Origin of the sequence: Prevotella melaninogenica ATCC 25845, assembly GCF_000144405.1 — a bacterium.
In the GTDB taxonomy this organism is placed as follows: Bacteria; Bacteroidota; Bacteroidia; order Bacteroidales; family Bacteroidaceae; genus Prevotella; species Prevotella melaninogenica.
In genome coordinates this window covers 770,775-792,848 of sequence record NC_014371.1, presented here as the reverse complement: position 1 = coordinate 792,848, position 22,074 = coordinate 770,775, and the positions used below count along the sequence as shown (strand labels likewise).

General features: G+C 42.4%; 12 protein-coding genes. 3 read left to right on the top strand and 9 right to left on the bottom strand.

Features of this window, described 5'->3' with window-relative positions:
- The first annotated feature begins 1 nt into the window (after position 1).
- From HMPREF0659_RS10110 to HMPREF0659_RS10100, 3 genes are read left to right on the top strand one after another with little or no spacing between them, the layout of a single operon-like run.
- Complete coding sequence (locus HMPREF0659_RS10110) at positions 2-1,627, top strand: RagB/SusD family nutrient uptake outer membrane protein (RefSeq protein WP_013265381.1); 1,626 nt, start codon at positions 2-4, stop codon at positions 1,625-1,627.
- A gap of 17 nt (positions 1,628-1,644) precedes the next feature.
- Complete coding sequence (locus HMPREF0659_RS10105; RefSeq protein ID WP_013265322.1) at positions 1,645-2,763, top strand: glycoside hydrolase family 18; 1,119 nt, start codon at positions 1,645-1,647, stop codon at positions 2,761-2,763.
- Between the two features lie 40 nt (positions 2,764-2,803).
- Positions 2,804-3,949 (top strand): DUF1735 and LamG domain-containing protein, encoded by a 1,146-nt coding sequence (locus HMPREF0659_RS10100; RefSeq protein WP_013265601.1) that lies wholly within the window; start codon positions 2,804-2,806, stop codon positions 3,947-3,949.
- Positions 3,950-4,334: 385 nt separating this feature from the next.
- Here the strand turns inward: HMPREF0659_RS10100 and HMPREF0659_RS10095 are convergent, their stop codons facing one another.
- From HMPREF0659_RS10095 to HMPREF0659_RS10055, 9 genes are all read right to left on the bottom strand, one after another.
- On the bottom strand, positions 4,335-7,535 hold the full coding sequence (locus tag HMPREF0659_RS10095) for a type I restriction endonuclease subunit R (RefSeq protein WP_013265602.1): 3,201 nt from the start codon (positions 7,533-7,535) through the stop codon (positions 4,335-4,337).
- Positions 7,536-7,550: 15 nt separating this feature from the next.
- A complete protein-coding gene (locus tag HMPREF0659_RS10090; RefSeq protein WP_013265449.1) occupies positions 7,551-8,774 on the bottom strand; it encodes a restriction endonuclease subunit S in 1,224 nt (407 codons plus the stop codon).
- 13 nt (positions 8,775-8,787) lie between these two features.
- Entirely contained in the window at positions 8,788-10,464 is a 1,677-nt protein-coding gene (locus tag HMPREF0659_RS10085; RefSeq protein WP_013265123.1) for a class I SAM-dependent DNA methyltransferase, read from the bottom strand.
- A gap of 1,137 nt (positions 10,465-11,601) precedes the next feature.
- Entirely contained in the window at positions 11,602-13,176 is a 1,575-nt protein-coding gene (locus HMPREF0659_RS10080; RefSeq protein WP_013265887.1) for a hypothetical protein, read from the bottom strand.
- A gap of 44 nt (positions 13,177-13,220) precedes the next feature.
- Positions 13,221-14,174: a PorV/PorQ family protein gene (locus HMPREF0659_RS10075; protein ID WP_044046077.1), complete on the bottom strand. Its 954-nt coding sequence runs from the start codon at positions 14,172-14,174 to the stop codon at positions 13,221-13,223.
- An 11-nt stretch (positions 14,175-14,185) separates the two neighbouring features.
- On the bottom strand, positions 14,186-16,942 hold the full coding sequence (locus HMPREF0659_RS10070) for a S8 family serine peptidase (protein ID WP_013265837.1): 2,757 nt from the start codon (positions 16,940-16,942) through the stop codon (positions 14,186-14,188).
- 15 nt (positions 16,943-16,957) lie between these two features.
- Positions 16,958-18,559 carry a BACON domain-containing protein gene (locus HMPREF0659_RS10065; RefSeq protein WP_013265519.1) on the bottom strand — a complete coding sequence of 534 codons (1,602 nt, stop codon included), beginning with the start codon at positions 18,557-18,559 and terminating at the stop codon, positions 16,958-16,960.
- A gap of 36 nt (positions 18,560-18,595) precedes the next feature.
- On the bottom strand, positions 18,596-20,215 hold the full coding sequence (locus HMPREF0659_RS10060; RefSeq protein WP_013265545.1) for a BACON domain-containing protein: 1,620 nt from the start codon (positions 20,213-20,215) through the stop codon (positions 18,596-18,598).
- Between the two features lie 934 nt (positions 20,216-21,149).
- The gene (locus tag HMPREF0659_RS10055) at positions 21,150-21,962 is read right to left on the bottom strand and encodes a PepSY-associated TM helix domain-containing protein (protein WP_013265714.1); all 813 of its coding nucleotides are present in this window, start codon (positions 21,960-21,962) and stop codon (positions 21,150-21,152) included.
- Between the last annotated feature and the right edge of the window lie 112 nt (positions 21,963-22,074).

Here is a 22,074-nt window from a genome sequence, read left to right as displayed (position 1 = left end):
CATGAAGACAAAAGCATATAAATATATCGTAGGTGTCCTTGCGCTGTCCTTGTTTACGGCTTGTGACTTCCAAAAGGTAAACACTAACGAATTTGAACTCCTCCCAGAGGAGGGATTGATGGATGGTATTTCTATTGGTGGTCCTATAACTGCCATGCAGAAATGCGTCTTCCCAGTAGGAACACAGGCAGATGGTACCAGTGTTGCTAATAGATATCAAACAGCCTATAACCTTGCAGCAGATTGTTGGAGTGGTTATTTCGGTCAGAACAATAACTGGGGCGGTCCTAATAACCTCAACTATTTCCTCAAGGATGGTTGGGTAGCATCGTCTTACACCGAGTCTTACTCAACGGTTGTACCTTTGTGGCAAGACTTAAAGGGTAAGACTGAGACTCAGTTCCCAGAGGTTTTCGCCTTAGCACAGATTCTAAAGATCTCTGCTTGGCATAAGGCTACCGATATGTTCGGACCTATCCCTTATAAGGAGGCAGGTAAAGGACTCATCACTGTGCCATACGATAGTCAGGAAGAAGTGTATAAGGCAATGTTCAAAGAACTCTCTGATGCTATAGAAGTGTTGACAAAGTACGCTGATAATGGTAATAGCAAACTCTTGCCAAATGCTGATGCTGTCTATGCAGGCGACGTTCACAAGTGGGTTGTCTATGCTAACTCTTTGATGTTACGTCTTGCTATGCGTGTTTATTATGCTGATGCTGCACTCTCAAAGAAGTATGCTTTACAGGCTGTCAATCATTCTTATGGCGTGATGAAGACCAAGGATGATGAGGCTAAGATGGAGAGAGGCGCAAGCTTGGAGTTCAAGAACAACCTCGATGTTCTTATCAATCAGTATAACGAGTGCCGTATGGGTTCTTCTATGTTGGCTTACTTAGGCGGTTATCAAGACCCACGTTTGCCAAAGTACTTCAATACAAGTACTGTTTCTCAGGCAGTGACTGTGGGCACATACGGAAAGTATTCTGGTGTACCAACAGGTCATGACGTAAGCTCTAACGATGCTTTCAGGGATTCTTCACGCCCAGCTATCACAAGTACAACTCCAACTTATTGGATGCGTGCTTCTGAGGTTTATTTCCTCTTGGCTGAGGCTGCTCTGCATGGATTCGCTGTGGGTGGCACTGCTGAGTCACTTTATGAGAAGGGTATCGAGATGTCATTTGAAGAGAATGGTATTGCAAGTTCTGAGGTAGCAGACTATATGTCGTCTGGTCTCAAGCCATCTGCTTACAGTTTTCATCTCACCAATCCAGGTGTGAATGTTGACGTACCAGCAGTAACAGAGGCTACTACGGCATGGAGTGGAACCGATGAGGAGAAACTTGAGAAGATTATGATACAGAAGTGGATTGCACTCTATCCTAACGGACAAGAGGCTTGGACAGAGTATCGTCGTACAGGTTATCCTAAGTTGCATAGTGTGGTTACAAACTATAGCAACGGTGAGATTGATAGCGAGGTAGGCATCCGCCGTATGCGTTTCCCAACTAATAAGTCTACATCGGCAGAGGATATTGCTAACTTAGAGAGTGCACGCAAGCTACTTCGTGGCGGTCTGGATAAGGCTGGTACACGTTTGTGGTGGGACAATAAGAATCATTAATATCAAGCATTTTGAATATGAAAAACTTTAAATATATCAGTTCGTTGGTATTGCTCTGTGCAGGAGTCCTTTTCTGTGGATGTAGCAAGATGACAGAGGTAGAGAACGAACCTTACGATCATATCGGTGGATATAATACGATGAACAATGCTGAGAGCGAGAAGTATTATGCCGATTTGAGAGCTTATAAGCAGCAAGCCGTTAACTATGGTCGTCCTGTTGCTTTTGGTTGGTATTCTAACTGGTCGCCAGCAGGTACCTATCGCCGTGGCTATCTTACCTCTATGCCAGATAGTATGGACGTCGTTTCCATGTGGAGTGGTGCACCTAACCGCTTTAATATTACACCTGAGCAGAAGAAGGACAAGGAGTTTGTGCAGAAGGTGAAGGGTACAAAACTCTTGGAAGTTACACTCTTGTCTTACATTGGTAAGGGTAGAACTCCTGACTCTGTCTATACTGCTGTTGAGAAGCAGGCTGAAAAAGAGGGTTGGGCAAACGACCAAGCTCGCGTTGAAGAGGCTAAGAAGAAGGCTCGTTGGAAGTTCTGGGGCTACGAGGGTGTTGCTGGTTCTGATAACCACAAAGAGGCTTTGGCTCGTTTTGCAAAGGCTCTCTGCGACTCATTGGTAGCCAATGACTGGGACGGTTACGATATCGACTGGGAGATTGGTAGTGGTGTCTTCGATATGGATGGTACACTCAGTACCAATGCCGACCTCGTTTACTTGGTAAAGGAGATGAACAAGTACATCGGTCCTAAGAGTGATCCAGAGCACAAGGGCCACCGTCTTATCTGTATTGATGGCCACTTTGGTGGACTTACTGAGGATTTGGATGGATATGTTGATTACTGGATTGATCAGGCTTACGGTCGTACAACTCACTTCGATTACTACGGTGTTGATCCAAAGACAATTATTACAACCGATAACTTTGAGTCTTCTTTCAAGAGTGGTGGTCAGCTGTTAAGACAAGCCAAGAGTATGCCTTCTAAGGGTTACAAGGGTGGAGTAGGTGCTTATCGTTTCGATAACGACTACGACAATACTCCTAACTACAAGTGGATGCGTCAGGCAATTCAGATTAACCAACAGGTGTTCAAGGAGAGAATGGGGCAGACCACTCAACCTTAACATTGCATATCTCACATTATAAATTTAATAGAATACAAATATGAACAAGCATATTTTCAAACATATTGCTGTGGCGTTTGCCGCATGCTGTGTGGTGAGTTGCCAAGACAGCGAGAGCGATTTGTTGAAGCAGAAAGTTTATTTTGATAGCAATCTATACAAAGTCGAAATGCCTGACTCTGGTTCAACCTTAGGTGTCGACATTACTTCTCGCCTTTCTAACAAGCAAGATGGGGCAGTAGATGTCTCTTATTCACTTGCCGACTCATCATTGGTTGCTCTTTATAATAGCAAGTACGGAACAGACTACGTTGCTTTAAAGCATCAGAATGTTACGTTCAGTAAGGCTTCTTCAACGATTGCAGCTGGAAGTATCTATGCTGATAAGGTGTCGTTGACGCTTAACAATCTCGACCAGTTAGCAGAGGGAAAGAACTATATGTTGCCTATCAAGCTACATTCAAGTTCTACTCCTGTTATTGATGGGGAAGATGTTGAGTATATTATTTTAGCAAAACCTGTTAAGATTACAAAGGCTGGTGACTTCTATAATAAGTATATCTCTGTGAAGTTCCCAGCAGGAACCTACTTTAAGTCCTTCACCTATGAGGCATTGGTTCACTCTATTTGGTGGGGCAGCAACTGTACTATTATGGGTTCAGAGGGTCTGATGATCTTCCGCGTAGGTGATGTTGGTGGTGGTATTTCTTCTGGTATCTTACAGGCAGCAGGTAGACAGCACTATGAAGCACCAGAGAAACTTTCGATTAACAAGTGGTATCATGTGGCATTGACCTACGATCAGGCAACTGGTAAAACTGTTATGTACCTTAATGGTACGAAGTGGGCTGAGTCTGCATGGAATATCTCTGGCTTCGATCCTAACGCTGATGTCGGTTTCAACATTGGTAAGATCCCTGGCTTCCCTTGGGGTGAACGTCCATTCTATGGTTATATGAGTGAGGTTCGTGTATGGAGTGTTGCTCGTAGTGAGAATCAGATTAAGCAGAATATGCTGAGTGTAGATCCTAAGTCTGACGGCTTGGAACTCTATTTCAAGTTGAATGGATCAGAGACCGTAAATGGCAATAAGATTAAGGATTCTGCTAAGGGTATCGAGTGTACCACAGGTGGTCTTGAGTTTACTACCCTTGCTCAACCACTTACAATGAAGGATCTTCAATAAGGTTTCACCTTAAATAAATAATATAAAGAAGAGTCGGACAGCTTTTGTTCGACTCTTCTTTTACTTTGAACTTTGAGGTTTGAACTTTGAACTTTATGATATGAGTTTTATCCTTTGAACTCTTTTATCCTTTGAACATTGATGTTTGAACTTTGAACTTTATGATATGAGTTTTTTATCCTTTGAACATTGATGTTTGAACTTTGAACTTTATGATATGAGTTTTTATCCTTTGAGCATTGAGGTTTGAACTTTACCGTTGCAAAGGTAATCAATTCATGAAAGGAATGCAAGGCACATCTATGTACAGATATATGTAGGCTGTTCGTTTATCTTAATGAGAAGGCATAGCCCCAACCATTATGGCATGGCATAGACCTAACCATTATGATATCCAACCATACCCCTGTACAGCCATATCTACAAAGTGATCTAACAGCAGGTTTGTCTTGTTCGAAAACACCTCCCTATCATAGGTCTTTGGCAAATCCTTATCCAGCGACCGTTGTATCAGTCCCAACACCTTTGTCTTTGGTTGTGGGTCTTTATACCAGTCAACCACCAACAATCTTTCTTTTTCCTCCACCAACTTGTTATAAAGGTTTTTAGAAGCAAGGATAACTTCCTTCTCTTCCTCCTTTGTTAGCTTCCGACCTTGGATAAGAAGGTCGTAGATTTCAAGTTCTTCCTCCCTTAATCCCATATCTGCCGACCGTCCCTGCTCTTTCTTGAGTTCATCAATCAGCTGTAACAACTTCTCATAGTAATCCTCATTCTCCGTACCACCTGCATTATAGGTATCAATGATATTCTTGTATCTTTGAGAGAATGGCACTCTCGTACAGTTCTTATTAATCAACTGTTCCAAAGCTGTTTCTATAAAGGTGCGTAGGTTATCAATCTCCATTGACTTATAAGGAGTTGCATTGATAGACTTACGAATACTTTCTATATCTAATTTACTCAAGTCAATCACCTTACTCTGATGAATACTATATTGTGGCTTGTCTTCTGCAACCATCACCGTAACGCTATCGTCCAGTGTGTAGCTCATCTTCTCCTTTGCCCTTCTTAGTTTCTCATCATCTATTCTGTTACAGAACAGTCCGTTGAGATAACTCAGTGGAGAGAACTTCTCATTCTTCCATCCAAGTTCAAATATCTCTGGCTTTGCTGCATCATGCAGGTTCATCATGAGGTTACTCATCACCTTAAACCTGTTTTTACTCTCGTCCTTCTCAAGGATTTTGTCGTATGCCAATCGCAAAGACTCCAGTTTGTCTAATGTGTCACCATCGGTGATAATCTTATCCAACCTTATCCCTAAACCTTGTAAGAACGAGTCGCACTCCTCAATACAACCGTCAATGGTTGCGATTAGCTGCGTAATATCTTTTGCTGGGAACTCTGCACCTTCCTCACCATTTGAGGCATAGTCAGACAGTGCCTGCTGCATATACTTAAATACATTGACATAGTCAACCACGATACCGCAGCTCTTACCGGGATACACACGGTTGGCACGAGCAATCGCTTGCATCAGTGTATGTCCCTTCATCGGCTTGTCAAGATAAAGGGTTGAGAGCGAAGGGACGTCAAAGCCTGTGAGCCACATCGCACAAACAAAGACCAAACTTAGCGGATCATCCTTGTCCTTAAATCTGTCTTCAATGTCTTTTCCCTCTGGTGTTATCTCGTTCATCTTATTGCGATGAACAGTGATGTCTAATCCTTGTGCCTTGAACTTCTCTACTTCGTCAGCTTCTTCACTGATAATGACAGCCATCTCAACCTTATTCATATAGTCTAATCGTGCTGTCAGCTCATCACGTTCTTCTTGGGTCTTGGCTGCATTGCGCTCCTTGATGAGGGCTTTCTTCTCTTCTCCCCAGTAGTGTTGCACCTTCTCATACATCTTCACAGCCGTGTATTTATCCACACTGACCACCATACCTTTTCCTAAGAAACCTCGTCTTGGGAAGTGGTGGGCAATGTCTTGCGCAATACGGTCAAGACGTCCGTCGCGCTTGATTACCTCTAAGATACGTGAGGAGGAGTTCTCTAAGAGTTCTCTTTCTCTGTCGTTGAGTTCTTCTTCTTCGACTATCTTGTCAATGTCTGAGTCAAGCCAGTTATTCTCTAATCCCACCTCTGGCACTCGACGGCTATAGTACAGGCGCACCGTACTACCGTCTTCAATTGCTTGTGCAAAGTTATATTCTGATACATAGTCGCCAAACCATTGATTGGTCAATCGCTTTGAACCTAACAAAGGGGTTCCTGTAAAGGCGATGTAGTTGGCATTAGGCAGACCCGTGTGCATGTTCTCTGCCAACTGCTTATACTGTGTTCTATGTGCCTCGTCCACTAAGACAAAGATGTCATTACGCTCAGAGAGGAGGGGATATTTCTTTGTCTTATCATACTGAAACTTATGTATCAGCGTAAAGACCATCGGTTTGTTACCGCTAAGGAACTCACGTAGTTGGGCTGCATTCTTTGGCTGGCACTCTTCTTTCTCGCCAATGACCTCACTGCGCACGAAGGTCTTATGTATCTGTGTGTCGAGGTCGTCTCTGTCGGTAATGACGAGGAAGGTGAAGTTACCCTTTAGCTTGCGTCTTACCTTTCGTACAAACATCACCATCGAATAGCTCTTACCCGAACCCTGCGTATGCCAGAACACACCTAACTTTCCTTTTAGTTCTTCTCTGCATTCCACGCTCTTCATGAGGTTGTTTACGCCTAAGTATTGGTGGTTCTTAGCGATAATCTTTTTGCGCTTATTGTCAAAGAAGATAAAGTTTTCGATATAGTCTAACAAGCGTTCCTTGCGGAAAAGACTGTCAATGAGGTTGATGATTGAAAGACCATACTCGGCTATATGCTCACGGTCGAGTTTCTCATGTTCGTCGTTGACCTTTAGCCAGTCGAAGAAGAATTCATACTTAGAGTTCCACGCACCCAACTTCGTCTGCATACCATTTGAGAGTACGCATATCTGGTTTAGTGCAAAGATATTGGGTATATCTTCTCGGTAGCTAACGAGATTCTTCTCATAGGCTTCCTTTATCTTTACGGTTGAGTTCTTCAATTCGATGAAGACCATTGGAAGTCCATTGACAAACAAGAGTACATCGGGACGACGATAACGAATTCTACCCTTTATCCACATCTGATTGACACAGTGGAAGTCGTTGTTCTCTACATTATCAAAGTCTATCAGCCGAACGATGTCAAAGTCGTCTTTGCCATTCTTCTTCACCTTTACATTGATACCATTGCGCAGATAGTTATAAAACTTATAGTTTGTGTCCATCATGTCCTTACCCGTATAGTCCTTACGGAAGTCGGCTACAACCTGCGCTAAGATGCTCTTGTCAATCTGTGGGTTAAGTCGTTCTAAGGCAGTAAGGAACACTGCAGGTAAGATACACTCTGACGAATTGCGACGCCCCGTCTTGCTAACGTCGTCTTGTGCCTCCACACTCGGGTCACACTCAATACGCTTCCATCCGAACTCTGGTTGCGATAGTCGGGTACAAAGGGTCTGCTCTATGTCGTCTTCACTGATAAACGATTTCATAATACAATGGGTTGATTAAGATTTAACTTCAAGTTTGCCACTCATCAAACGTGGAAGGAGTAAGTCACGTTGGCGAGTGAGGAGTTGGTTTTGTGAATATAATGCTAATATGTTTGAAAATAATGGATTACAAGTCTTGTTATACATACTTATAATATCATGATTTCCTAATATCTTAATCTTTTCAATCTGTTCAGGGCTTATATTTGGTTGAGCACTACTTGAGTTTGAAAGATTTACTATATTTGAAACCATAGATTCTTGCTTGAAAAGACAATATAGAAAGGGTAGCTTTTCCATAGGATTATCTCCAAGGAAGAACTTTCCAAGTCGTTGATTTGTATAAATATTGCCTTTATGTTTAGGTACAATGCTTATTTTACCAATAGTTGCACCTGTTAGCGCTATTGTTAAATCGCCTGTAGTTAATAAAAACTTTTTAGCTTTGATACAATTTTCTTTATCTACATATGAAAAATTTGATGTATCCATTAAGATATTCCCAATGTCTTTAATTTTAGCTACAGCTTCTCCTTCTTCTACAAACCATTCACTTTTAAAAGCATATCCAGATTTTAACTGTGCTAACTCTTTTATATGAATAGTTTTCCACCCTTTAGGCAATCCATTAACTATTTCTACATTCTCGTGTTCAGGGAATCGGAAACGGACGAACCACTCTTTATAAAGGTTCTCTGCCATCTGTTCTAACAGACGGATACGACGAGTGTTGTTCTCGATAAGACGGTCATAGGAGGAGAGGATAGAGGCTATCTTCTGCTGGGTTACTAATGATAATTTAGGTATATTGAACTTCGTAAAGACTTTCGCATTCATTCCTGGTTGGGCTGAACCTCCTATATAGTTATTTATAAAGCCATAATATGATTGAGTCTTAAGAACGTACTTCATAAATAAAGGGAGTACAAGTTTTTTGTCTACTATAAACCTAATTAGATAGGAAGCATAGACAGTATTACTTATCCCACTTGGTACTACATAGTTATATCCAGTTGTGGCACCAGTACGCGCTATTAATATATCCCCCTCTTTTACAATGTATTTTGAAACATCTTTTTCCGTAATCTTGCAAAAAGGAACTGTATCAAAGTTTACGTAATAAGGAACAATATCTGTAATTCTGAGGTACTTATATGTTCCCTCTGTTTGAGAAGTCTCTGTTGCAGTATAACCATATTGACTATTTATAATTACATCCTTAAATTTTACGTATTCCATATTTTTCCTCTCCTTACCCCAACAACTCCTTTAAGTTCTTCTCAATCTCACTCTCCAAGTCTTTAGCTTCAGCCGACAGCTTGGCAAACTCCGAGTTTAGCGATAGCATTTCGGTGCGGAATTCCTCTTCGGTCATTCCGTCGTCTTCAATCACTACGCCCACATATCGTCCTGCGTTAAGGCTATAATCGTTGTCGATGATGCCATCTTCACCTTCAAGTTTCGCTACCTTGCACAGCCCGACAATGTCTTGATACTTGCCGTCTGGCCAGCGTTCTAAGAGCCAGTCAGCCTCGCTCTGCTTGCCTTCTGCCTTATATTCCTCAACCAATGCCCAGAAAGCATCGCTGTCGCCCTCATAAAGGCGAGAGATGATTCCGAGGTTTTTCACCTGCTCATCAGAGAACTTACGGTGTGCACGGTCTACCTGTGTAAAGATGTTACGAGCGTCAATAAAGAGAATCTCGTCTTTCTTTGGTCGTTTCTTATTGAAGAACCAGAGTGTGGCAGGGAGGGTCACGGTAGAGAACATATTGCTGGGGAGGGTCACCATCTGACTGATAATGCCGTCCTCAATCATCTTCTTACGTATCTCGAGTTCGCTGCCTCCTGCATCGCTGGCAGAGTTTGCCATGACAAGTGCTGCCTTTCCTTGCTCGTTGAGGGCTGTGGCAAAATAGCCAATCCATAGATAGTTGGCATTAGGTACGGTCTCCTTCTTGTCAGAAGCCTTCTTTGCAGACTTTGTTTTGTTGCGTGGTACACCATAGGTGTTAAAGCGTGCATCGTCTGTCACCCTCTCAACAACCACCTCATCGACATTAAACGGAGGGTTAGCCATGACATAATCAAACTGTCCGACAGCATTGTAAGGGTCGCTATAAAAAGAGTTAGCCTCCATAATCTCGCCACGCACATTGTTGAGTAGAAGGTTCATCTTTGCTAACTTCACCGTGTCAGGCTCTTTCTCCACGCCATAGCAACGGAAGTTCATCATCTGTTCGTTAGAGGTATTGTGGCGGTGCATATAGCGTGCTGCCTGAACGAACATACCGCCCGAACCGCAGGCAGGATCAAGAAACTTCTTGTCGCCAGTGGCAGGCTGTAAGACCTCAACCATATACTGTACGACACTGGCAGGGGTATAGAAGGCTCCTCCTCCCTGACCTTCAGCAAGGGCGAAGTTGCCAAGGAAGTATTCGTAAATCTGTCCGAAGATGTCAATACTGATATTCTCAGGGATGTCTTTGAATACGCGTACAATACGGCTCAGTAGCTCCGGTTCTTCCTCTGGTACCAACTGTCCGTAGACCTCCTTTGGCAGAACGCCGTCCATGCGTGGGTTCTCATGCTCAATAGCCTCCATCGCAGCCTTTACCAACAACGCCTTTTGAGCATCGTCGGGGGCATCATTGAGGTAATCAAAATAAGCACATTCAGGCAAGAAGAAGCCACACTTCTCAATGGCTATGTCCTTATAGCTACGCTCCATGCGTGTGCCCTTATACTCGTTATAGGCTGTATCAATCGCCTCCTTATGCTGTTTGAAAAGCACATCGGCATAACGGAGGAAGATAAGACCAAGGATAGGTTGGCTATACTTATTGGCTGCAAGGTGTGCACCAGCACGTAACATGTCGGCAGATTGCCACAGACGGCCTTCGAGGTCTTTAAGTTCGGTACTTGTCATTGTCTTATTTTTCTTTTTGCGTATTGACTCTTTAATGATTATGCAAAGATATTAAAATAATACAAGAATACCTTAGGTTTTGTGGATAAGTTGACGAGTTGACTGGTTGAGGAGTGAACGAGTTGTTTGCGGATAGGGTAAGGGGAGACAGGGTAACAAGGGGACAAGGAGACAGGGTAACATGTTTAACAGGTTTTGAAGGGGATGAGATAACCAGTTGATAATGTAGGGTGAGGGTGAAATATGTTTACAAAATTCGGTGTGTTTTGGGTTGAAAAATGGTCTTAAAAGGGCTAATCTTGGTGGTTTTGTAACTTACAGAGAATCAAATACTTGCAAGATTGTTTTTTTAAAGTGCGTTAGTAAGGGTCCAAAAGGGCGTTAGTTGGAGCTCAAAAGGGCATCTTTTGCAAGCCAATTGGGCTTTAATTGTAAGCTAAAAGAGCATGTGTTGGATTTGGAATGTGCGAAAAAATGTGACAAAAAGCCCCTCCCCCTTACCCCTCCCCCAAGGGAAGGGGAGTAGATAGCGAGATACCCCTCTGCCTTTGACCTTTGAGGTTTGAACTCTTAGTCCTTTGACCTTTGAGGTTTGAACTCTTAGTCCTTTGACCTTTGATGTTTGAACTCTTAGACCTTTGAACTTTGAGTTTTGAACATTGAACTTTATGATTTGAATATTGAGCTTTATGATTTGAATATTGAGCTTTAAACTTTATCTTTGTCGGTAATCATAATTATGGATTATGGATTATGAATTATGAATTAAAGCAGTAATCATAATTATGGATTTTGAATTCTGAATTCTGAATTATATTAGTAATCATAATTATGGATTTTGAATTATGAATTCTGAATTAGAGCAGTAATCATAATTATGGATTATGAATTATGAATTCTGAATTAAAGCAGTAATCATAATTATGAATTCTGAATTATATCAGTCTTTCTCAAATACAAAAGTTGGCAAGTAAGCGAGTTGTTAGTTATAATAGATATAACTATTTTCTCGTTCACTTGCCAACTATACAATTATCTTGTAAACCTGTTCACTTGTCAACTACACAAGCAACTTGTTTACTCGTCAACTCGTTCACTTGCCAACTATACAAGCAACTTGTTTACTCGTCAACTTGTTTACTTGACAACCACCTTACGTGTAGTACCATCAGAAGACTTGATGATGTTAAGACCCTTCTGTAGCTTCTGAATCTGTCGACCATCAACGGTGTAATACTTTTCTGTTGTAGTCTTGTTGAAGTTTGCACTCTCGATACCATCGGTAGTAAGTGAGGCAACCATTGGTTCGCTTGAATACTTCTTGCCGTCAGACTCATAAACCATTACGACCTTGAGGCGTGTGATAGAACTGTCATAGAAATGAAGAATACGTAGGTTATCGATAACCTTGAAGTCATAATTTCTCTTGTCCTTGTAGTTGAAAGGAATATTAGTCATTTCTTCCTCATGCATGTCATTGTATTGACTTGCACTCTTCTTGAACTTGAAAGGTTCTGTACTGCCATTAATATAGACATTGTAGTACATCTTCTCTGGGTCGAGAACGTTGCCATTAATATCTGCGTTCTTTACATAGAATGCTAACTTAATCTCATTAGACGTGTTGTCGTAGTTTGGAGTAGATGTTAAATAGAAGTATTCTGGTGTCGCTGGGGCTCCAACCTCCTTCTGAACGTAAGGAGTCAAGGTAAGACCCTCATAGCTCTCTATATAGTCTTCACCAGTAATGTTATCATTACTTGCTCTACCTAAAGAAGTTCTAAGAATCTTAGAAGCAGTCAGTTTACCAGTTGCATCAATGCTGAACTCAAGGTTCTCTGCAGCCTTGGTCTCACTCTCGAAAGCTGCGGCAAAGGTGTGATATTCCGACTTATCGCTATCGTATTTCTTAAAGTCTGTCTTCTTAGTAATACCCAAATACTGATTAGTAGGCATGACAGCCTTGTCGCCTTGCTTGGTAAGTTTCACCCAAACGTTTGCAAGTTTCTCAGCCTTGAACAAGCCCTTGACATAGATATCGTTATTATTGGTCATTACTTCAACAATACGTGGTGAAGGATCAGACTTAGAAGTAACGGTGTACTGGCTCTTTGTAGCTGTAGCTGGTGGTGTAATAAGCTGCTCTTTAAGTGGTTCAATCGTCAGAGCCCAGTCGCCACCATAGTTTCTTTCCCACTTATTATTAAAGGAAGCACCCCATATTTGCTTTTTCTGACCCATACCAGACATCTTGAGTGTTCTTCCTTCCACTGTGAAATCTACGTAGTTATTTGCACCAATAGGCTCGTAATTCTTTCCATCATCAGAAGAAACCAAACGAGTAAGAGAGATTGTGCGCTCGCTACTTTCCTCCTCATCATCGTCCCCACCGTAGTCGTCTGTAAGGATATCCTGTGGTAGCTTTGCTCTATACTTACCATCAGGTTGTCTCTCAAGCTTCAACCATGACTTGCTGTCGAGTCCTGATAGTGGATTGTAAATGTAAATACAGCCATCTTCGCCGATAACAATCTTAGATACCAAGCCTTCATATCTACCTGGCTGAACACCTGTCCAACCCTTCTTAACCCAAGACTTGCTTGAGCGATACAGGTTTTCAATCAGCTTACCTTTAGGTGTGTCTTTTATTATCTGAGCGGAAGCTGTAAGGCTCAGTACTAATGCACAAATTGAGAATAAAGTTCTTTTCATAACTGTTACTTTTGATTAAATGAATTGTTTTGTTTGTCCTTGTTTTAGAAATCATAGCCAATACCTATGGTACAGTAGCTACTTCCTGTGTCTGCTGTCTTCAGGTTGTAAGCTCCGTTCAGACGTAAGCCATGGTACTTGAAGCCTGCACCCATAGTGACATGGCTGAGGTCGTGGTCACCATACTCATAGCCTGCACGCACTGATACCATCTTATTATAGGTGTATTCAAGTCCGCCACCAAGCATAAAGAGTTTGGCTTCTGAAGGTTGGAAGAAGTAACGAGAAGACAAGGCTGCAGCAACTTGATGCTTCTCGGCTACCTCTACAGACAGCGCACCACCTACGGCAAGATAGGTTGGGAGCGTCGTCTTGTGCTTGTTACCATAGTCGAGTTGAGGACCAATGGCACCCACCTTCGCATCGAGCATGAGGTTGGCAGGTTTGTTGGCAAGGGTCAACTCGTTGTTTTGATAGGCTCCGCCCACGCTGAAAACAGCACCTGTAGCATTCTTAGAGAGGTGACTATAGATAAGACTTCCTGTTGCATAGGTAGCGAATCCCTTACCTAAGAAATAGGTATAACCCAAGTCGAGGGTCCAGTTATAAGGCTTATAGTCCTTGGTTGGATTGCCCAAGAGGTCGGAACCCTTTAGACTTAGTCCTCCAGCATAGCGGAAACCAACAAAGACAGCATGACGCTTAGCCAATTTATAGCCAGCAGAAAGCGCGTAAATACCGAAGGTTCCATCGGCACCCTCTGCCTTTTCAAAGAGAGAGGCAGAAGCATCTGCGGTGAACTTCTTATCAGTTGCGAAGAAAGCAGCAGGATTATTGTATAGATACATGCCCTCAGCAGCAGCCGAAGCATTACCCATAGCGGCTGTTCGGGCATCGGTATTTGCTGTTAATATCGAGAGATCTTGTCCCTGAGCATTAGCCTGCGTAGCACCGAGAAGTGCTGCGCAAGCCATGAGAATGATATGTTTTGTATTCATACTTGTTGTGTTTATCGTTTAATGAACATCTGGGTATGGTTGCCCTTACTGGTATATACGGTCAGCTTATACGTTCCAGGATTCAGTTTAGAAAGGTCAAGTGTGGCTACGTTGTTCTTATCTGGAGTCACAGTAGCCTTCATCAGACGCTCACCCACAGTAGAACTGATGACGAGTTCAGCCTGTTTCACCTCTGGATTGAGTAGGGTATGGATGTCTCTCTGTACTGGAATAGGGTAGACGGCATAGACAGGAGCCGACTTCTTTTCAACAACTCGTACTTGGAAAGAACCGTCAGAAGATGTCTCACGACCGTCTGTAGCAGCGATGCTGATACGTGTAACACCCTTTGCCATTCCCTTCAACTGAAGGTTGTCATTGCTGATAGTAGCTGTAGCAATACTACCATTGGCAGCTGTGGCTTTGTAAGTAAGCTGAGTATTGCCACTATGTGTGTAATGACCTGTCAATGGAATAGTTACAACTCCTTCGTCCAATCCAATGATATAGTTCTCGAAAGGCTTTGTTAGCTGTGGTGGGATGTACTTTACAATCTTAAATGTAAAACTCTTCTCTGCCTTTGCTCCTAAGTCATCTGAGAGTATAAAGGTGCAGTTGTAACTACCAGCTTCGAGCACAGGAACGAGGTTGACGGTCACAGTATTGCCCTTCACAGTGTAAGAAACGCCCTTTGTCTCACCCGTAGCCTTGATGTCCCAGTTGTGACCATCAGGGTCAGCAACGTTGAAAGAGAATGATTTACGATCGTTCTCCATGACCTCTATTGCCTCTGTTGGGAAGTTTGTCGCCTCTGGAGCATGGTTGAGTCGGGTCGTACATTTCTGAATCATTGGCTCAGAAAGGTTGCCCCAACGGTCTACTGCTACCACTGCAACACTATAGGTGGTGTTGTCTTTCAAGTCATCAAAGTCATACTTAAGTGTCTCACCCAAGCTATGACCCATGCCATTGATTTCTCTGTAGGTCATATCCTTGAGTTTATCGGCTGTCAATTCACCCTGAGCAATGTAGAGTCGATAGAAGGCTGCAGTCTTATCCTCGTCCTTGGCGATGCTCCACTCCGCATTGATGTCCACGAAATCAGGCTTGAGCGTGAGTGTACCCACCTTCTCTGGGGCAATCTTTGTATCAGTTTCGAAGGCTGCTTCGGCATCAATATAACCCTTACCTAACTTACCTTTGTAGGTTGGGTTTTGCTCATCGATGTTATAAGGGCGATAAGCTGTAATCAAACGTGACTTCAATTCTTCATTTGTAAAGCCCTGACGACCGAAGTAAGAGGCGATGAGTGCTGCGATACCTGACACGTGTGGGCATGCCATTGATGTTCCTTGGAAGTAAGCATAACCAGATGCAACCTTCTTCTTTGGTACAGTACTCAATACGCCAGCCTCTGTTCCGAAGCGGTCTTGATCACCACCAGGAGCCGTAATGGTCACCCATTTAGCGTAATTACTATAACTTGCCTTACTGAAGTCCCATGCCATTGCAGCGACAGAAACCGTCGGAGCATAGCAAGCAGGGTAAGCAGAGAACTCTTTGTTCTCATTACCAGCAGCGAACATTACCACACCACCCTTCATTGGAGAGTCTGGACGTTGGTTGCCGTTAGCATCACAACCAGCCATCTTGATGAAGTAGTCCACTGCTTCTTTCAGCAACTGAGGCATAGAGGTGACACCTGCAGTAGAGGAATATCCCCATGAGTTCTGACAGATAACAGCCCCGTTGTCAGCTGCATACTTAATGGCAGCAGCCGCATCGCCCTGCTCGTCTTTGTTTCTAAATATCTGACAGCTCAACAAGCGTACACCACTATCTGGCGAACCATCGCCACCTGCGATACCAGCCACACCCTTTCCATTATTATTGCGTGCAGCGACAGTACCCGCAACGTGGGTTCCGTGTCCGCCATCATCGGGTTCGATAGTACCGCCAACGACGTCTTTAGCAGTCACAAAGTTGTAACCATAGATGTCATCAACAAAGCCATTGCCGTCATCATCGACGTTCGGTTGACCGTTCTTCTCCTTTTCGTTGACATAAAGATTGTCTTTCAAGTCCTCGTGAGTGATATCAATACCACCATCAACAACGGCAACAATAACGTTTTTCTTACCTGTTGTGTACTTTTCCCAAACAGGTTTAACATTACAGTCAGCACCCTTCTTCGCACGTGCATTTACTGAACCGTCATTGTAGTAATGCCACTGTTTAGCCAAGAGAGGGTCATCAAAAGTACTTGCTGTAGCCTGCATACTTGCACCAGAAGGGCTGTAAGGAGTCATCTTAACCGTTGGTCTTGCCATTGGTAGTACTTGTTCTGCACATTCAACACCCTCAGCCTTCTTGAATTGGTCTAAGACAGCAGCCACATCTTTGCTCTTATCAAAATAGATTGTGTACCAACGGTCGAGTCCTTCAGCTACGGTTCGTGCTTCATAGATACCTGCTGGCTTAAAGACTCTTTCCATTTTATAAGCCCCAGAATACTGCATTGCAGAAGTCATAGCCGATGGGACGCTCTGCATTTCCACACTACCACTACGCGTTGTAGGTATAGCTTGGTTTGTACCCTTTGCCAACTTCACGTTAATACAGCCTTTTATGGCAAAAAGGTCTTTGTCAATATTGACAGAGCGTGTGTTGGAAACGCCCGCATCCGAGTCCAAGTTATCCTGGCATGAGGTAGTAACCATCATGCCAGAGAGCGCACACGCACATAGATATATAATCGATTTTCTCATCAATGTTCCTTTATTTTATTTCTTTGGATTGTATTGTTTGAGCATACGTTCTACCTTAGCCAACCGCTGTTCTTTACTTCCTGCAAAGACAGTTGGCTTGTATAGAACAGTAATTTGCATGACTGCCTTACCGTTGTTGACGTCAGCATATTCTCCACCTGAGATTGCTAAGGTCAGATAGTCAGAACGACGCGCATAGACATGATGCTTACCATTGTAGCCAACGAACTCAAAGTTGTTTGCAGTAAGCAGTTTGTCGAACTCATGGGTTACGAACCATTCATTACCATACTGCCATATTCCTAAGTTTGGTTGGCTGTAGAATAAACTGTATTGCTCAACGCTTCCAGCCTTCTCTTGTGGTACAGCGGCATCATTATGAAGATAGAAGAAGTAAGTACGAGCAATCAATGTAGGATCATTTGTCTTGTAGAGAATAGCTTCAACCTCATTACTCTTAGACATTTGTCGCTTCATTTCCTCACTGTTCTTACCTGTCTCATAAGCTTCGACATCACTTATCTTCTTGTCAGTTTTGTTCAAAAGGTCAACAGGACCAAGGTCAAGACTACTAAAGGTAGGGTAGCTACGGTCTTGTGTGTGCATCTGATAGAAGAATAACACAACGCTATTATTCTCCTCTCTAATGTCTACATCCATCGTGAAAGCTTCCTTTATATTGACGTAATGATTCGTATCTTTCTCGTCCCTTGTATATCCATTGGCTCTCATAAACTCTTGGAAAGCCTGCGACTTAACAGCGTTCACACCCTCTCTTGTCAGTGAACGTGTGTAGATACGCGTTGGAACAGAGTGCTTTGTGTCGTGTACATAAACCACATCTTTGAACAAAGGCGATGGAGTCTTGAAGAAGTAACTCTCTTCAAAGATGCCGTTTACCTCGTCAGGGCCGCCGTATTCCGTCAAGAAACTACCACGGCGATACTCATAGTCCATCATCTTATGCAAGCTATAAGGATTACCTGGGTTACAAGCCAAGATAAAAGTAGCTACGCCCGGCTGCTTAACAACCACCTCATGATTCTTTCCTGCAAAGGCTATTGTCAGTTTTGTGGTTCTTTCCGTAGTGCTATAATTAGGCTTAGAAATAAACTTCAAACCATGCTTTTTCTTGATAACCTGCATCCACTCTGGCTGCTCACTCTGTGTAAGGTCATAGGAAGTAGCATCCATCTTCAAGTCGACAGTTGTCGTACCACCTGCTTGTGGCAGAATTACCTCACCATTGTTTAAGTTTAATGTGATGTCAGCAGCACTCTGACTTACCATGATTTTCTGCACTGCCAATCCACCATCAACAAGGATATAGCTACTTCTCTCCATTCCTGTTGTATTAGGATCAACGTGTACAGCAATCTCGTTTCCACTTTGTGAAAGGTGTACCCACGCCTTCGGTGTAGTAGCCATCCACTCCTTACAGTTCGTGTTTACGGTAATTGTCTTCTCACCAATCTGATTAGAGAAAGAAATCTCCTTCTCTGAAACATTCAGATAGGGCTGGTCAAAGCTGTCATTCTCAGCGCATCCAACCGCTATACCTAATAATAGGTATAGCAGAGAGAACTGCAGCAGCTTATGTATATTGATTATACGCATATCATGTAATTATTTAAATAAGGTATAACAATTTGCTTAGAACTTCAAAGCCTTCTTGGCAGCAGCGAAGTTTCTAATCATCTTAGCCTGTGTCTTTATGGCTTTACTACTTGCACCCGATACGGATGGATCGTAGCTGTAAAGCAATGCGAGTACTGGCATAGCGTTGTCTAACACGCAGGTAACATCAATAACCAAGTGGTCGCTTTCACGTACAAAGAAGTGGTTGTTGCCTGATGTGCGGAGGAAAGAGAAGCCCTCATCACCCAATACCTTCTTGATTTCTTTGGTTGCAACCCATTTAGTACCATACTTCCATACACCGAGGTTGGTGTCTTTGAAGAGTAATGCACCAATCTGAACACTACCCAAATTGTCTGGTGCATCACCATCCTTATCCGTTGTGTAGAAGATGTGAATACGTCCGTAGGCTGCAGAAGGGTCTGTACTTGCCTTCAGTTTATATTGAATCTGTGAAACCTCAGTATTCTTATGTTCGTTGAGGCTACGCTCTTCTTCTGTACTACCAGCCTTCTGCTCGTATTGTTCAATCTGTGCCAACTTCACGTTGTCTTTCTGCAGAAGCTCAAGAGGATAGAATGGTAACTTGCTGAAAGTCTTGTATTCGCCATTCTGTTTCATAATAGGTGTGAAAGTGAGGTTAACTCCTTCGTTATTCTCCTTTTCTGATATATAAACCTTCAAAGAGAGTAAATCCTTGTCATTGGTATATTCTCTGTCAGACTGAGAGTTGCTGCGCACATAGCCATTGTCAGTCAAGAACTTATCGAAAGCCTTGTCCTTCACGGCATCAATAGCCTTTCTACCATCGCCAATCATGATAATCTGTGACGGATTAATACCATCAGTGCTACAATACTGAATCAAAGTAAAGATAGGCGAAGCAGTGATAAAGGTGTAAGTCTCCTCAAGGCCGTAAGCTGGCATAGCTGCTTGATACTCGCGCAAGTAGCTACCACGACCCAACTCAAAGTCCATAATCTTATGCTCGTCCTGTGGTACACCTGGATGAATAGGGAGGAGGTAGCGTTGAATACCCGACTGAGAAACAACAATCTCGCGGATAACACTACCGCTCTTGGCGTAAAGTTTCACCTCACGCTTCTGATAGGTATCGTTACGCTCAGCTATCAGTTTGATTTCTTCCTCCGACTTGACAATCTTTAACCAACTAACTTCTTCGCTGGTTGTTACGTCATAGACAGACGAATTCGTCGTAATGTCAATCGTCTTCTCACCACCTGTCTGTGGCAGATAGATAGCATTTGGAACCACGTCAAGCGTTACGTCAGCTGCGCTCTGAGTCACAGCAATCTTACCAGATGCGCCGTTGGCATTAACGAGTACGTAGCTTGTGCGCTCTGTTCCAATCTTGTTTTCAGTTACCTTCACCTTCAGTACGTTACCGTCCTGAACCAGCGAGAGCCAGTCGCCTTCCTGTGGAGACGATGCAATCCAGCTGTTTTGATTTGTTGTTACACTAATGTTTCTTTCACTTACGCCTTTATCAAAGGCAATACTGTTTTCAGAAAGCACCAGTGTTGGCATTTCAAATTCGTCTTCCTTTGCACATGAGAACAAGCAAAGAAGAATGCCACCTAACATTAGGGAGTAGAGTGTCTTTTTTAATTCCATACTCTTCAAGGGTTTTATTAGATAAAATATAATATTGATTAGACTTTTTTAAAAGAGAAAAATCTCTTTGTCTGGTATTTAAAAATGAGTAAAAGCTTTAAATGATGGTATTTATCTTATTCGCGCCAAATTAGATTATCTGTCGCAAATATATTATTTGATAAGAACAAAAGCAAGTCGATTTGGTTAAAATAAACTAATCATTTGTTATTTATTTCTCATCTTATACACGCATGTAAATAAATACAAATATGTTCTTTTAACACGTATTTCTGATTTACTTTTCGGCAAGTCAAGTCTTCCACCAGACTTATCACCTTATTTAATATTCTATATAACATCATTATTGTTATTATGGTCTGTAAAATTTTTCGAGTGCAAAGGTACTGGCTTCTTGTTAAGGTGGCAATACTCATTTATAAGTAATTTATTGTTTATTTTTTGTGTGATTAGGTTTTCTTATCCCTAATAAAGATTACATAATTTTGATTATTAGTTATGGTTTATTGGGTTTGTGGACTGTGAAAAATAATTACAGAATACGCTTTCTGTAAGCCTTTTGTTTATAGAAAACCGCTCTAAAAATGGGGCTTTGTAACGGTCAGATAATCAGACTCTTACAAATACGATTTGAAAAGGGCATCTTTTAGACTCTTAAAGGGCGTTAGTTAGACCTCAAAAGGGCATCTTTTGAAAGCCAATTAAGGCTTAATTCGAGTCTAATTGGGCGTTAGTTGTTTTTTAGTAGTTTGAATAATCTTTACATAATATTGGTTGTTTAATCCTCTGTGAGTGGATGAATGTAGTTGGGAGTTTGTCAGTACATTTAGGTAAGTGCTTCGTTGAAGGATAAATGTAAAAGCCCATTGATGGTATTCTGTAGGTTAATCAACCGAATACAATCAATGGACTTGTGATATATGATGATTATGTTTTATGCTTTTTTCTTCTTAGCACTTCTTCTCTTCCACCACAGATAGTAACCACTAATAGGGAGGAAACCACCGATAAGGGCTGCGATAGCATAGAGAACGCGTGAGAACCATCCGCCCCATGTTCCTGTGTGTAACTGCTTAAAGAGCTTTCCACCCTTTGGCTTCTTACCATGCTGATCGCCTTTCATATCTTTTGCTCCCTCCTTGTGTGCTTGTGGTTGTCCTTTCATCTGACTTGCGTCCGTAGGTGCAAAAGCTTTGTCGTTTGTTCCGCCCTGCTTCATTCCATCTTTAGGCTGTTGCATCTTCATTTCCTTTGGTGGCATAGGCTGACCGAAGAGTTTAGACATTCCCGCTCTGTACCAGCCGAAAGAGAAGACAGGACCAGTGAGTGCCATGAGGAAAAGGAAGATAAAGACATAGATACCTAATGACACGTGAGAGTCGTAAACAAAGCGACGGAAACCCTTGTTAGTGCTGACGGTCAAACGACTTTTCAACGCCTTCTTGGTCTTTGGCCACCAGATGACAACACCCGATAACAATACGATTGACATACAGATTGCTGACACGGCTGTAAGGATGCGTCCAAGTGACTGTCCACCCTCATGTGCATTCTCAGGTTTCATAAAGAGCCAACGGTGCAGTCGTACTACTATTGTATAGATTGGCATCTCTTTGGCATTCATGTCAAAGAGGGGTGCAAGGTCTTTTATTAGCAGTATTGCCAGACCGCTGAAGCACAAAATAGCCATTATTACGCCTAATGGTAAAGCAAACCAACGGTGAATCTTTAAACAGAATTTTCTCATATCCTAAATAATTATTGTTTTGTTACTTGTTTATCTGTTGTTTCCTTTTTTACTTATCCTTTTCCTTCCCTTTCGTTATGGACAGTTTTAAGACTTATATGCTTAGATGATT